Genomic DNA, 12,923 nt, shown 5'->3' on the forward strand with positions numbered 1-12,923 from the left:
GCGCCGATCGCGACGGGAAGAAGTCCTCGTGAGCGTCGAACCTCCGTCCTCCGGCCCTCCCTCCGGCCCTCCCAAGGGCCCTCCCTCGGGACCGCTGTCCGGCTCGAACCGGCCGCCCTCGGGACCGCCGCCCTCGCAGCCGCCGGGTGGTGGGGCGGAGCCCGCGGAGCCGCGCGGACCGTGGTGGAGGTCCGTGCCGCGCGTGGTCGCCGCCACCGGCGTCGTCATCCTGGCCGTGGTCCTGGCGGTGGTCTACACCCGCCCGGGCGGCGGCTCCTCCGGCAAGGGCGGCGAGGTCTTCCTGCAGTCCGCCAACAGCACGGGACGGGACCCGTTCACGGGGTCGACCGCGCGGCAGAGTTCCGCGGCGCCTGAGCCCTCCGCCCCCGACGTCCCGGCTACCGGGGCGGCGGGCGAGGTCCGCGCGGTGGACGGCGCGGCGCCCGGCCTGTACAGCGGCACGCAGCACGTCGCCGCCTGCGACGTGGAGAAGCAGATCAAGTATCTGCAGGACGATCAGGCCAGGAACCGCTCCTTCGCCTCCGTGGCCGGCGTCCAGCCGTCCCAGGTGCCCGCGTACCTGCGCTCGCTCACCCCGGTCCAGCTGCGCGTCGACACCCGCGTCACCAGCCACGGCTTCCGTGACGGCGCCGCCACCACATACCAGTCCGTCCTCCAGGCGGGCACCGCGGTCCTCGTCGACGGCCGAGGCGTGCCCCGGGTGCGCTGTGCCTGCGGCAACCCGCTGACCCCGCCGGTGGCGCAGCGGACCGCGCCCAAGGTGACGGGCGAACGCTGGTCGTCGTACCGGCCCTCGAACGTGGTCGTGGTGGCGCCCGCGCCGAAACCGGTCAGCGCCTTCGTCCTCTACGACACCCACCACGACGACTGGATCCACCGGCACCGCGGCGACCACGCCGCCCGCCGGGACCAGCCCACGAAGCCGCCGGCGGTCGAACACCCCTGGACCCGGCCGGCGCCTACCCCGGGCAAGTCGAGTCCGTCCTCGTCCTCGTCGTCGCAGCCCGAGTCCTCCGCGCCGTCCTCCTCGTCGGAGTCGAAGTCGCCCGGGTCCAGTTCCCCCGGAGCCAAATCCCCCGAGTCCACGTCGCCGGGGTCGAAGTCTCCGGAGTCGAAGTCCCCGGAGTCCACCTCACCCGAGTCGAAGTCCCCGGAGTCGAAGCCCGAGTCGAAGCCCGAGTCGAAGCCACCCGAGTCGAAGCCGCCCGAGTCCAAGCCCGAGTCGAAGCCACCCGAGTCGAAGCCGCCCGAGTTCAAGCCCGAGTCGAAGCCACCCGAGTCGAAGCCCGAGTCGAAGCCGCCCGAGTCGAAGCCGGGGCCGTCGTCGGGGCCGCCGTCGGCCGGGCAGCGCACCGCCTCGGCGCCGTCCACGGCGAACTCCCTGCCGCAGTCCTCGTCCGGCGTGGTCACCTCCTGGACCAGCGGGAGGTCGGTGGGCACCGCCACGCTGCCGCAGTCCCCGGCTCCCGGCTCGCCGGCCGTGTGAGCGGGCACGCGCAGGACACCCGGTTCGCCGGCCGGTGAGCGCACACGCGCCAGGCTCGCCGGACGCGTGCGCGCGCACCCACCTCCCGGGCCCCGAGAGTGACAATCGCCACTGTGCGCGCATGGCGAACACATCCGGTGGACTGCCGGGCCCGCCTCGGGGTACGAGGACTGGTGCAACAGCAACTGGCCGGACCGGGCTTTCCGAGAGAGACAGCATGACCGAACACCTGGGCGGGGTAGTGATACCGACTGGTTTCGACGTACCCGTGGAGCCCCTGCGGCGCGCCGCGCACTACACCGGAGAACCCGGATGCATCGCGGAGGCGCGCACCTTCGCGGCCCAGTTCCTCGAGCAACTCAGGACCGAGTGGTGCGCCACCGCCGACAGCCGCGCCGACGGTGAGCTGCTGCTGATGGTGAGCGAACTGGTGACCAACGCGGACCAGCACAGTACGGGCCCGTACATCCTGGAACTGGAGGGCACGGACAGCGCCGTCACCGTGTCCGTGTACGACAGCAGCCCGGCTCTGCCCCGCCGCTACCCCAAGGACCCGCAACGCGTGGGACGGCACGGTCTGGAGATCGTGCACGCCCTGGCCTCCGAGGTCGCCGTCGAGCGCGTGCCCGTCGGCAAACGCGTGCGCGCCCGCTTCGAGCTGAAGCGCTGACCCCGGCCGTGCGCGCGGGCCGACCGGGGATGCGGAGAGAGTCCGAAGTCGCGCGCGGAGAACGGGCCGGGCGGGTCTTTTCGGTCAGGCGCCCCGCCTCCACCGCTCCCGGCCCGGCGCCCGGCCTCCGCACCTCCGCCGGCCGCCCCCGCCTCCGGCCAGCAACTCTCAGGCGCAGCCGAGTTCGCCGAGCATGCCCTGGCGAAGCCGCGCGATGATCCGCTTGATCAGCCGTGAGACGTGCATCTGGGAGCAGCCGAGCCGTTCCCCGATCTCCGCCTGGGTGGCCTCCTCGACGAACCGCAGGTAGATGATCTCCCGGTCGCGGTCGGTCAGCTCCGCCAGCAAGGGGGCGAGTGCGTGGAAGTCCTCGACGAGCTGCAGCCCCTCCTCCTCCACACCGATGAAGTCGGCGAGCACGGCCTCGCCGTTCTCGGGGCCGTCGCCGGTGAGGGCGGCGTCCAGGGAGGACGAGTTGTAGCCGTTGGACGCCAGCTGGGCCTCGACCACCTCGCCCGCGGAGATGTTCATGAGCGTGGCCAGCTCGGCCACCGTGGGGTCACGGTCCAGCCGGCTGGACAGCTCCTCGCGTGCCTTGGCCAGTTCCACCCGCAGTTCCTGGAGCCGGCGCGGCACGTGCACCGCCCAGGTGGTGTCCCGGAAGAACCGCTTGATCTCGCCGACGATGTACGGCAGCGCGAAGGAGGTGAACTCGACCTCGCGCGACAGCTCGAACCGATCGATGGCCTTGATCAGGCCGATCATGCCGGTCTGGACGATGTCCTCCATGTCGTCGCCGCGGCCCCGGAACCGGCCGGCCGCGAACCGCACCAGCGACATGTTCATCTCGATGAGGGTGTTGCGCGCGTACTGGTACGCGTGCGTGCCCTCTTCCAGCTCGGCGAGCCGGCGGAAGAACTGCCGGGACAGCGCACGTGCGTCGCGCGGAGCCACGGACGCCGGGTCCGCGATGCCGGGCAGCAGCTCCTCGCCCATCCCGTCCTGCTCGGTCCTCACGGCGACCTCTGCTTCCGACCGGATACCGGCGGTTTCCATTACCTCTCCCACGAAAGTCATGGTTCGACGTCGGCCTCGGTGGCCGGGGTGTCCGGCGCCCGGGCGGCGACCGTGCCCGCCGGGTACCCAGGACCGAGGGCTTCATGCATGTCTGCGCAACCTTTCACCCGGCGCATACCCCCGGTGACGCGCCGCATGCATTTCTCTTTCCGTATCGACACGAAACCGCCACCCCCGGTGACGCGGCGCCGGGGCGCTCCGCGCGGCGTCGCGCCGTGTTCCCTCACGGCGCAACGCCCGGCCCTTGCCCCACGCCGGGCGCCTCCTAGGCTGACGGGGGTGAGCGAACAGGTGAGCACAGAAGCCCGAGTGATCCCCCTGCGGCCGGCGCCCCACCGCCCGGACGGCCCGGCCGAGCGCAAGGAACCTCTGTGGCGGGATCTGGTCGGCGAGGTGCTGCGCCGCGAGCGCCGGGCACAGCAGCGCACGATCAAGGACGTGGCCGACGCGGCCCGGATCTCGCTGCCCTATCTGTCCGAGATCGAGCGCGGCCGCAAGGAGGCCTCCTCGGAAGTCCTCGCGGCCGCCGCCCAGGCGCTCGGCCTGGGGCTCGGCGACCTGCTGTCGCTGGCGCACGGCGAGCTGGCCGCCCGCACGACGCGGCACCAGCGGCCGTCCACGGTCCCGAGCCGCCCCTACGACGGTCTCTGCCTGGCCGCCTGACCTGGTCGCCTGCCCTGCTGACCGGCCGGTCGCCTGCCCTGCTGACCGGCCGGCCAGCCGGCCCGGCCGCCCGGTCACTTCTCCCGGAGCTGCCGGAAGAACGCCCGGACGTCACCGATCAGCAGATCCGGTTCCTCCATGGCCGCGAAGTGCCCGCCCCGGTCGAACTCCGTCCAGCGCACGAGATTCTCGGTCCGCTCGGCCTTGTGCCGAAGCGCGACCTGCGGTTCGGCCGGGAACAGGGCGAGCGCGGTCGGCGCCGCCGACGGTTCGGCCGGACGGGCCGCCCGGCCGGTGGCGTGCGCCCGCTCATAGTAGATACGGCCGGAGGAACCGGCCGTGCCGGTCAGCCAGTACAGCATCACGTTGGTCAGCAGCCGGTCCCGGTCGACCGCCTCCTCCGGAAGCTCCCGCGAATCCGTCCACTCCCGGAACTTCTCCACGATCCAGGCGAGCTGACCGACGGGGGAGTCCGTCAGGGCGTAGGCGAGGGTGTGCGGCCGGGTGGACTGCAGCACCGCGTACCCGGTGCCCTCGCGCGACCAGTCCGCCCAGCCGCGCCAGGACCGCAGCGTGCGCTCCCGCTCCCCGGGGGCGAGCCCGGCCAGTTCCTCCTCGGTCGGCTCGCCGGTCGCCTGGGCGCCGGGCAGCAGGTTGAGGTGGACACCGATCACCCGGTCCGGGTGGGCGCGGCCCAGCTCCCGCGAGATGGCCGCGCCCCAGTCGCCGCCCTGCACCCCGAACCGCTCGTAGCCGAGCCGCCGCATCAGCTCCGCCCAGGCGTCGGCGACCCGGCCGGCCTCCCAGCCCGCCTCGCCGGTGGGCCCGGACAGCCCGAAGCCCGGGATGCTCGGCACGACGACGTGGAAGGCGTCCGCCGCGTCCCCGCCGTGCGCCACCGGGTCGGTGAGCGGGCCGACCACGTCCAGGAACTCCACGATCGAGCCCGGCCAGCCGTGGGTCAGCACCAGCGGGGTGGCGTCCGGCTCCGCCGAGCGCACATGGGCGAAGTGGACGCTGGCCCCGTCGATGACGGTGGTGAACTGTGGCCACCGGTTCAGCTCCGCCTCGGCGGCGCGCCAGTCGTAGGTGTGCCGCCAGTACCGGACCAGCTCGCGCAGGTAGCCGGCCGGGACCCCGTACTCCCAGCCCGCGCCGGGCAGTTCGGCGGGCCACCGGGTGCGGTCGAGGCGGTCGTGCAGGTCGTCGAGGTCGCTCTGAGGGACGGACAGGGAGAAGGGCTGGACGCTCTCGTCGGGCCTAATGGTCATGATCTGGATGCTATGCGGGCCCCCGGCTCACCCCTCCGGATTATTCACCGCCCCGGCCGATGAGTTCGGCGCGGTGCACCGGTCGATACAGATGACCGCATCGCATGCACGGAGGTGCTCATGACCACCGACGGATTCACCACATGTCTCTGGTTCGACGGCCAGGCCGAGGAGGCCGCGCGGTACTACGTGTCGATCTTCAAGAACTCCGGCCTCGACAGGGTCGCCCACTACCCGGAGGGCGCCCCCGGTCCCGCCGGCGGCGTCCTGACCGTCGAGTTCACGGCCAACGGCCACCGGTTCGTCGCGCTCAACGGTGGTCCGCAGTTCAGGTTCAACGAGGCGATCTCCTTCCAGATCACCTGCCGGAACCAGGACGAGATCGACCACTACTGGACGAGGCTCACCGAGGACGGCGGCGAGCCCGGCCCCTGCGGCTGGCTCAAGGACAGGTACGGCGTCTCCTGGCAGGTCGTGCCCGACTGCATGGCCACCATGGCCGCCGACCCCGACCCGGAGAAGGCCGGCCGCGCCATGAGCGCCATGATGGGCATGGGCAAGCTCGACATCGCCACGCTGGAGAAGGCGTACGCGGGCGGGTGACTCGGGCGGCGCGGGCGTCAGCGCGCCTCGGCGAGGATCTCGGCGATCACGTGCCGGGAGTTGTCCGCCAGCGCCGGGTTGGTGTCCCAGTAGTACGGGAGGGCGACCAGCGCGATCGACAGGGCCCAGCCCCGCCCCCGCGCCCACTCCGCGTCGTCGGCGCCGACGGCCTCGCGGAAGACGTCCCGGGCGCTCGACGGCAGCAGGTTCCAGGCCACGACGAGGTCGACGGCGGGATCACCGACCCCGGCGGTTCCGAAGTCGATCACGGCACTCAGCCGGCCGCCGTGGACCAGCACGTTCCCGGGGGTCAGGTCCCCGTGGGCCCACACCGGCTCTCCCGTGTGCTCCGGGGCGCGCAGCGCCTCGCGCCACAGGGCGGTGACCGCCTCCGTGTCGACCCGCGCGCCCAGCTCGGCGACGGCCGCGCGGGTGGGTTCGCCGCGGTCCCGCAGCGGGCCGCCCCGGTAGCCGGCCGGCCCGTCCCGCGGCGGGATCCGGCGCAACGCGCGCACGAAGGCCCCCAGCTCCCCGGCGAGCGACCGAGGGTCCTCGACGGCCCCCGCCACCGGATTGCGGCCGTCCAGCCAGCGGTAGACGGACCAGGGCCACGGAAAGCCCTCGTCCGGTTCGCCCACCCCCAGCGGCTCGGGCACCGCCACCGGCAGCAGCGGCCCGAGCCGGGACAGCCACCGCTGCTCGCGCCGTACGTCCGGGACGGCGGCGGCGCGCCGGGGGAGCCGGACCACGAGGTCGGTGCCCAGACGGAACATGGCGTTCTCGGTTCCGGAGGACGCGAGGCGCCGTACCGGCAGGCCGGCCCACCGCGGGAAGCGGCGGGCGACCAGGCGGCGGACCAGTGCGGCGTCGAGGTCGGGTTCGTCCGCGTGCATCTTCCGCGGACCTCGGCTGTCGATGTCACTCATCGCCGCCCATCCCAGCCCCTCGACGCCCGATTGTCGAGGCGGTTTCGCCTCGTTCAGACCCGGTCGGCCACGATCAGCAGGTACTGGAAGCTGCCGTTGCGGTATGCGGACAGGAAGGTGTCCTCGATACCCGTGACCAGGTGGTCCGCCTCCTTGCGCAGCTCCCAGTACGGGATGGTGGACTGCGTCAGATCCTCGACGTGCACCGGGACCAGCCGGTTGCGGGCCATCGCCCGGAAGTACTCCGAGCGCGGATGGATGTCGCAGATGTAGTGGGCGTTGATCAGCGACACCTCGCGGGAGGCCTGCCCGTAGGTGTCGTTGTAGCAGCCGGTGATCACCACGTACCGCCCGCCGCGACGCAGCAGCCGGGCGTGCTCGGCGAACAGCAGGTCCAGTTCGACGTACATGGTGGACTCGTTGTTCCACGACGCCGCGTACGCGCCCGTGGTGAACCCGGTGCCGAGCATGTTGCGGTGGTGGTAGCGCACCTTGTCGTCGATGCCCCGGCTGCGGGCCTGCCCGTTGGCGAACTCGGCCTGCTTCGCGGAGAGGGTGACGCCGTCGGCGTGGCAGCCGTAGTGAAGGTGCGCCACGACGCTGCCGCCGCCGCGGCCGCAGCCGGCGTCGAAGACGCGGTCGTCGGGGGAGAGCGGGCCGAGCCGGGCGGCGAGCAGTTCGGCCTGGGCGTGCTCCAGCCGGTGCAGTTCGGTGGTGATCCGCTCCCGGCGCACTCGGGGGTCGGGCTCGTCGAGCACCGACACGTCCGCCGCGCCGATGCCGTAGTGGTGGTGGTACAGGTCGTCGATCTTTCCGAGTTCGAGGTTGACCGGGTTCTCCTCGGCGTTCCAGTAGTCCGCGATGCGGCTCTGGTACGTCGACTGGGCCGGTACCGACGCGGTCAAGGACGGGGCGACGGGGGCGCTGGTCAAAGGTGGCTCCTCGTGGTGCTGACGGCGTTTCACTGACACTCGGCTTCTCACCAGTAGTCGGGCAGGTGGTAGCGGTGGGTGTTGGTGGCGTGCCACTCGTGGTTGCCGGACACCCAGGCGGCGAGCCCCCGGGCATAGCGCTCGACGAGCGCTATGCCCGGGGCATAGCGCTCGACGAGCGGCGAGGTGGCGGACAGCAGGGCCGACTGCTCCTCGAAGGCCTCCATGATCCGGTTGTGGATCTCGACGGACTTCAGATAGGCGGCCTTCAGCCCGCACCGTTCGGCGGCGGCGACGACCTGTGGCAGGTTCAGGTGGTCCGGGTCGCTCGCCAGCTCCTTGGTGAAGGAGTAGAGGTCGTTGACGATGGTGGTCGCGTTGCAGGCCAGGGCGGTGATCCGCTGGATCTCGGGACGGGCGTAGACCGGCTCGGGCAGTTCGTAGCCGTCCACGGCGTCGACGATCGACAGACAGGGGCGGAAGTTGTTGAACTGCCGCATCACCAGGTACTCCCAGACCCGCGGCACGTACCGGGTCTCGGCCCAGGCGGCCTCCGCCAGGTAGCCCAGGTGGAGCCGGGCGATGTCGTGCACGAACCGGTCGGTCTGGCTGGGGGTGGCGAAGCCGGCGTAGTCGGCGAGGGCGAAGTGGTACGAGCGCAACGGACCGTCGGCCCGCATGCCGGCACGCCACTCCTCCTCCAGCTCCGGGATGCCGTGGTACGGGTCGATCGCCGACTGGGCCATGATCAGCCGGCCGCCGAGGCCGCGGCGCGCTCCGCCCCGGCCCTCGTCCTCCTCGCAGTAGCAGGAGTCGACGACGTTCTCGGCGAGCAGCAGCTGGCCGGCGACCGTCAGCCTTTCCAGGTCGAGGGCGCCGGGATGCTGCAGCACGACGGCCCGGCCGAACTGGAAACCGGAGAAGTCGCCCGTCCAGGCCTGCGGGAACAGGTCGAGGCCGCGGGCCCAGGTCTCCAGCCGGCGGTCGATCTCGGCCGCCTTCCCGGGATCGGCGGGAGCGGCCGGCTGGTGGTGCAGGCCGGGGATCACCCCGGTGCGCCGCTCCCGGCGCAGGCTGCGGGCGATGTCCGGCGGTCCGGGCAGTGTGTAGGAAGTGTTCGATGCGCTCATGTCGTGCTCCGGGCCGTCACTCGGCCGTCCGGCCGACCTGGACGTCCTCGAGGATCCCCGCCGCGTCGGGGACGAGGATGGCCAGTGAGTAGTAGGCCGTGACGAGGTAGTTGACGATCGCGGCGCCGTCGATGCCCATGAAGCGGACGTTCAGGCCCGGCTGGTACTCCTCCGGGATGCCCGTCTGGTAGAGGCCGACGACGCCCTGGTCGGCCTCACCGGTGCGCAGCGCGATGATGCTGCTGGTGTGGTGGCCGGTGATCGGGATCTTGCCGCACGGGAGGATCGGCACCCCCCGCCAGGCGGGCACCTCGTGTCCGTCGACACTCGCGGTGCCCGGTACCAGGCCCCGCTTGTTGCACTGCCGGAAGAAGGCCGAGATCGCCTTCGGATGGGCGAGGAACACCTTGGTCTTGCGCCGCATCGCCAGCAGCTCGTCCATGTCGTCCGGGGTCGGCGGTCCCGTGAAGGAACTGATCCGCTGGCCGTGGTCGACGTTGTGCAGCAGCCCGAACTCGCGGTTGTTGACCAGCTCCCACTCCTGGCGCTCGCGGACCTCCTCCACGGTGAGCCGGAGTTGCTGGGCGGTCTGGTCCATCGGGTCGTTGTAGAGGTCGGCGATCCTGGTGTGCACCCGCAGCACGGTCTGGGTCAGGGACAGTTCGTACTCGCGCGGGGAGAGGTCGTAGTCGACGAACCCGCCCTGCAGCTCCGGTTCGCCCACATGGCCGGCCTGGACGGGGACCTCCGCCTCGCCCTTGCGGTTCATCGGCCTGCGGTGCCGCTCGACGTAGGCCTCGAGGTGGGTGGTGAGGGACGGCGCCCGCCCGGTGATCTCCTGCACCGCGGTCCAGGGCAGCGCCAGCACCACACCGGCGGTCTCGGCCCGTACCGAGGTCAGCCAGAGCGGATCGGACTGGCCGACCGCCTCGTCCCCCATCTGGTCGCCGTCGGTGACGACGCCGATGATCTCCTCCTCGCCGTACTTGCCCGCGGTGTAGCGGGTGAACCGGCCGTGGACGACGAGATAGGCCTCGGTGACCGGCTGGCCCGCCTCGAACAGCACCTGGCCGGCGCTCACCTCCCGGGGCCGGAAACGGCTCGCGATCTCCCGCAGCACGTCGGTGTCGGGATAGCCGCGCAGGATCGGCAGCTCGGTCAGCGTCTCGGGGATGACCCGGATGTCGTCGGCGCCGTTCTGCTCGAAGTGCACCCGCCCGCGGCCGGTGCGCAGCTGGAGGCGGCGGTTGACGCGGTAGGCGCCGCCCTTGACGCCGACCCACGGCAGTGTTTTCAGCAGCCATCGCGAGGTGATGGCCTGCATCTGGGGTTCGGACTTGGTGGTGGTGGTGAGCTGGCGGGCCGCCCGGGTGCTCAGGCTGGTGAGCTGCCCGTCGGCCGGATGCACGGGGTCGGGTTCGTCGACTGCGGGGCCGGTGGCGATGTCCGGAGTGGACACGTTCCCTCCTGCGAAGAAGCGGACAGGGGCGGTGCGGATCGGTCGGTGGTGCGGTGCGCGCACCAGCCAAACAGGAGGCGTGATGTGTGGGTACCGCGTGAAAGGGGCGGTTCTGATCACCAAGTGGTGTAAACATGCAGTCGAGAGCGTTCTGTGGCGTTTGGGGTGATCGCGCGCCGGTCGCTCGCCCCCGTGCCCTGGCCGGCCCCGGGTTTGGCTCCGGACCGCTTCGGCGCGCGGGCCCACCGCTGGGTGGCTAGCGTGATGTACCGGGACAGACCAGCTGATCGAGAGGGCCCGGACCATGGCTGTGCAACCCGAAGGAACGCCCTGTTGGGCCGATGCGATGTTCAGCGACGTCGAGGGAGCGAAGCGCTTCTACGGCGACGTCCTCGGCTGGACCTTCGGCGACTCCTCGTCGGAGTACGGCAACTACACGCAGGCCTACGTGGACGGCAAGGCGGTGGCCGCCGTCGTGCCGCCGATGCCCGGCCAGGAGGGGCAGTCGCAGTGGTGCCTGTACCTCGCCTCGCCGGACGCGGCCGCCGCCGCGGCGCGGATCCGGGAGAACGGCGGCGAGGTGCTGATGGAGCCGATGCAGGTCGGAGACTTCGGCACCATGTGCCTGGCCCGTGAGCCCAGCGGAGCGGTCTTCGGGGTGTGGCAGGCCGGCACCCACGAGGGCTTCGAGGCGACGGCGACGCCGGGGGCCTACTGCTGGGCGGAGGTCTTCACCCGCGAGCCCGAGCAGACCGACGCCTTCCTCTCCGCCGTCTTCCCCTACCGGATGAAGGAGATCGAGGACCACGCCGTGGACTTCCGCATGTTCGACATCGGCGAGGACACGGTCCTCGGCCGGATGCGGATGACGGAGGACTTCCCGCCCGAGGTGCCCTCCTACGTCAACGTCTACTTCACGGTGGACGACTGCGACGAGGCCGTCGCCCGGGCCGTCAAGCTCGGCGGCATCCTCCGCTTCGGTCCGATGAGCAGCCCCTTCGGCCGGTTCGCGGCACTCAGCGACCCGCAGGGCGCGAACTTCTCGGTGATCGACATCACGGCGACCGAGGGGGAGATGCCCCAGGTCAGGGACGTCTGACCGGGCCCGGACCGCCGCCGGGCGCGGTCATGGCATGATCGAGCGTATGCGTGAACGTGTGGTGGCCGCGTGCGACGGGGCTTCGAAGGGTAACCCCGGACCGGCCGGATGGGCATGGGTGGTCTGCGAGGGCGACGAGCGGACCCCGGGCCGCTGGGAGTCGGGCCCGCTCGGCCGGGCCACCAACAACGTCGCCGAACTGACCGCCCTGGAGCGGCTGCTGGCGGCCGTCGAGCCCGACGTGCCGCTGGAGATCCGGATGGACTCCCAGTACGCCATGAAGGCCGTCACCACCTGGCTGCCCGGCTGGAAGCGCAACGGCTGGAAGACGGCCGCCGGTAAGCCGGTCGCCAATCAGGACCTGGTGGTCCGCATCGACGGACTCCTCGACGGCCGTTCCGTCGAGTTCCGCTACGTACCGGCCCACCAGGTCGACGGCGACCCGCTGAACGACTTCGCCGACCGTGCCGCCAGCCAGGCGGCCACCGTCCAGGAGGCGGCCGGCAGCGCCCTCGGATCCGCCGAGCCGCCGCCGTCGCCCGACACCCCCAAGGCGTCCGGGGCACCGCGCAAGAAGGCGCCCCGCCGCACCGGCGGCGGGGCGTCCTCGCGCACCCTCAAGGCCAAGTTCCCCGGCCGCTGCCCGTGCGGCCGCTCCTACGCGGCCGGCGAGTCCATCGCCAAGAACGCGCAGGGCTGGGGCCACCCGGAGTGCCGTACCGCCGAGGCCTGATCAGACGTCGAACGTGTAGTGCTTCGTGTGGTCCAGCATCTGCGCCGGACGCACGTCGTTCCACGGCTTCATCGTGTCGTTCAGGTCGACGACGTCCGGGGTGCCGCCCGTGGGCACGTACCCGGCGCCCGGGTGCCGGCGCTGCCACTCGGCCCACAGCTTGTCGACGTAGGCGTGGTGCAGCCAGAACACCGGGTCGTTGGGAGAGACGCCCGTGCCCATCTGCCCGCCGACCCACACGTGGACCCGGTTGTGCAGATTGACCCCGCGCCAGCCCTCCAGGTGGTTGCGGAAGCCGTCCGAGGCGCTGTTGTACGGCGCCATGTCGTACGTGGCCATCGACAGCACCGACTCCACCTCCGCCCGCGTCGGCAGCTCACGCACGCCCGTACCGAGCGAGCGGCGCAGGAACGTACGGCCGTCCACCCGCACGTTGATCGGCCAGTTCCCGGTGGACGCGGCGAACGGGCCGTCCATCACCCGGCCGTCCGAACTGCGCCCGGTGCCGCCCAGGAAGTCCGGCCCCCACAGCGAGGCGCGGACCGTGCGGTCGGTGCTCCAGTCCCAGTACGGCAGGGCAACCGAGGAGTCCACCGACTGCAGCGCCTCCTCGAAGTCGAGCAGGAATCTGCGGTGCCAGGGCAAGAAGGACGGTGAGCGGTGCCCGGTCCGCTCACCGTTGTCGGTGTCCGCCATGATGAACTCGTTGTGCGTGCGGACGAATTCGTCGTAGCGTCCGCTGCGCTTCAGCTCGATCACGGCGTCCGTGAACTTCTTCTTCTCGCCGGTGGTCAGGGCGGCCTGGTTCTTGCGAACGGTCATGGTGCGCGGTGCTCCGTAGTCCTTGCGGGGG

12 protein-coding genes and 1 pseudogene are annotated in these 12,923 nt (G+C 71.7%); 6 read left to right on the forward strand and 7 right to left on the reverse strand.

Annotated features, from left to right (window positions below; translation table 11 throughout):
• Positions 1-193: 193 nt before the first annotated feature.
• Together ACGFT2_RS02775 and ACGFT2_RS02780 are read left to right on the forward strand one after the other, a co-directional pair.
• Positions 194-1,507, forward strand: coding sequence for a DUF6777 domain-containing protein (locus tag ACGFT2_RS02775; protein ID WP_393272770.1), 1,314 nt, complete (start codon positions 194-196; stop codon positions 1,505-1,507).
• A gap of 217 nt (positions 1,508-1,724) precedes the next feature.
• Positions 1,725-2,177 carry an ATP-binding protein gene (locus ACGFT2_RS02780; protein WP_393272772.1) on the forward strand — a complete coding sequence of 151 codons (453 nt, stop codon included), beginning with the start codon at positions 1,725-1,727 and terminating at the stop codon, positions 2,175-2,177.
• Between the two features lie 168 nt (positions 2,178-2,345).
• Here the strand turns inward: ACGFT2_RS02780 and ACGFT2_RS02785 are convergent, their stop codons facing one another.
• Positions 2,346-3,233, reverse strand: a complete 888-nt coding sequence (locus ACGFT2_RS02785; RefSeq protein WP_393272774.1) for an RNA polymerase sigma factor SigF — start codon at positions 3,231-3,233, stop codon at positions 2,346-2,348.
• A 300-nt stretch (positions 3,234-3,533) separates the two neighbouring features.
• Here ACGFT2_RS02785 and ACGFT2_RS02790 point away from each other — a divergent pair, with 300 nt between their 5' ends.
• Positions 3,534-3,917: a helix-turn-helix domain-containing protein gene (locus ACGFT2_RS02790; protein ID WP_393272776.1), complete on the forward strand. Its 384-nt coding sequence runs from the start codon at positions 3,534-3,536 to the stop codon at positions 3,915-3,917.
• Positions 3,918-3,991: 74 nt separating this feature from the next.
• On the opposite strand, the gene ACGFT2_RS02795 is transcribed toward ACGFT2_RS02790, so the two are convergent.
• Positions 3,992-5,188 (reverse strand): epoxide hydrolase family protein, encoded by a 1,197-nt coding sequence (locus ACGFT2_RS02795; protein WP_393272778.1) that lies wholly within the window; start codon positions 5,186-5,188, stop codon positions 3,992-3,994.
• 120 nt (positions 5,189-5,308) lie between these two features.
• Between ACGFT2_RS02795 and ACGFT2_RS02800 the strand changes: the two genes are divergently transcribed.
• Positions 5,309-5,791 (forward strand): VOC family protein, encoded by a 483-nt coding sequence (locus ACGFT2_RS02800; protein ID WP_393272780.1) that lies wholly within the window; start codon positions 5,309-5,311, stop codon positions 5,789-5,791.
• A gap of 17 nt (positions 5,792-5,808) precedes the next feature.
• On the opposite strand, the gene ACGFT2_RS02805 is transcribed toward ACGFT2_RS02800, so the two are convergent.
• The 4 genes and pseudogenes from ACGFT2_RS02805 to ACGFT2_RS02820 form a co-directional block, all read right to left on the reverse strand.
• A complete protein-coding gene (locus tag ACGFT2_RS02805; RefSeq protein WP_393272781.1) occupies positions 5,809-6,717 on the reverse strand; it encodes an aminoglycoside phosphotransferase family protein in 909 nt (302 codons plus the stop codon).
• Positions 6,718-6,770: 53 nt separating this feature from the next.
• Positions 6,771-7,649 carry a geranyl diphosphate 2-C-methyltransferase gene (locus ACGFT2_RS02810; RefSeq protein WP_393272783.1) on the reverse strand — a complete coding sequence of 293 codons (879 nt, stop codon included), beginning with the start codon at positions 7,647-7,649 and terminating at the stop codon, positions 6,771-6,773.
• 47 nt (positions 7,650-7,696) lie between these two features.
• A pseudogene (locus ACGFT2_RS02815) lies at positions 7,697-8,788 on the reverse strand (family 2 encapsulin nanocompartment cargo protein terpene cyclase); the annotation flags it as partial.
• A gap of 7 nt (positions 8,789-8,795) precedes the next feature.
• Positions 8,796-10,238, reverse strand: coding sequence for a family 2B encapsulin nanocompartment shell protein (locus ACGFT2_RS02820; RefSeq protein WP_393272785.1), 1,443 nt, complete (start codon positions 10,236-10,238; stop codon positions 8,796-8,798).
• 304 nt (positions 10,239-10,542) lie between these two features.
• Here ACGFT2_RS02820 and ACGFT2_RS02825 point away from each other — a divergent pair, with 304 nt between their 5' ends.
• Together ACGFT2_RS02825 and ACGFT2_RS02830 are read left to right on the forward strand one after the other, a co-directional pair.
• On the forward strand, positions 10,543-11,337 hold the full coding sequence (locus tag ACGFT2_RS02825) for a VOC family protein (RefSeq protein WP_393272787.1): 795 nt from the start codon (positions 10,543-10,545) through the stop codon (positions 11,335-11,337).
• Positions 11,338-11,371: 34 nt separating this feature from the next.
• A complete protein-coding gene (locus ACGFT2_RS02830; RefSeq protein ID WP_393272789.1) occupies positions 11,372-12,070 on the forward strand; it encodes a ribonuclease H in 699 nt (232 codons plus the stop codon).
• Here the strand turns inward: ACGFT2_RS02830 and ACGFT2_RS02835 are convergent, their stop codons facing one another.
• The gene (locus tag ACGFT2_RS02835; protein ID WP_393272791.1) at positions 12,071-12,892 is read right to left on the reverse strand and encodes a tyrosinase family protein; all 822 of its coding nucleotides are present in this window, start codon (positions 12,890-12,892) and stop codon (positions 12,071-12,073) included.
• Between the last annotated feature and the right edge of the window lie 31 nt (positions 12,893-12,923).

The sequence above is a fragment of the Streptomyces sp. NPDC048514 genome (genome assembly GCF_043199955.1).
GTDB lineage: Bacteria > Actinomycetota > Actinomycetes > Streptomycetales > Streptomycetaceae > Streptomyces.

Excerpts from the sequence above, each read along its gene's own strand:
- ACGFT2_RS02805 (WP_393272781.1), bottom strand. The coding sequence starts at position 6,717 with ATGAGTGACATCGACAGCCGAGGTCCGCGGAAGATGCACGCGGACGAA.
- ACGFT2_RS02835 (WP_393272791.1), bottom strand. The coding sequence starts at position 12,892 with ATGACCGTTCGCAAGAACCAGGCCGCCCTGACCACCGGCGAGAAGAAG.
- ACGFT2_RS02825 (WP_393272787.1), top strand. The coding sequence starts at position 10,543 with ATGGCTGTGCAACCCGAAGGAACGCCCTGTTGGGCCGATGCGATGTTC.
- ACGFT2_RS02800 (WP_393272780.1), top strand. The coding sequence starts at position 5,309 with ATGACCACCGACGGATTCACCACATGTCTCTGGTTCGACGGCCAGGCC.
- ACGFT2_RS02780 (WP_393272772.1), top strand. The coding sequence starts at position 1,725 with ATGACCGAACACCTGGGCGGGGTAGTGATACCGACTGGTTTCGACGTA.
- ACGFT2_RS02830 (WP_393272789.1), top strand. The coding sequence starts at position 11,372 with ATGATCGAGCGTATGCGTGAACGTGTGGTGGCCGCGTGCGACGGGGCT.
- ACGFT2_RS02795 (WP_393272778.1), bottom strand. The coding sequence starts at position 5,188 with ATGACCATTAGGCCCGACGAGAGCGTCCAGCCCTTCTCCCTGTCCGTC.
- ACGFT2_RS02785 (WP_393272774.1), bottom strand. The coding sequence starts at position 3,233 with ATGGAAACCGCCGGTATCCGGTCGGAAGCAGAGGTCGCCGTGAGGACC.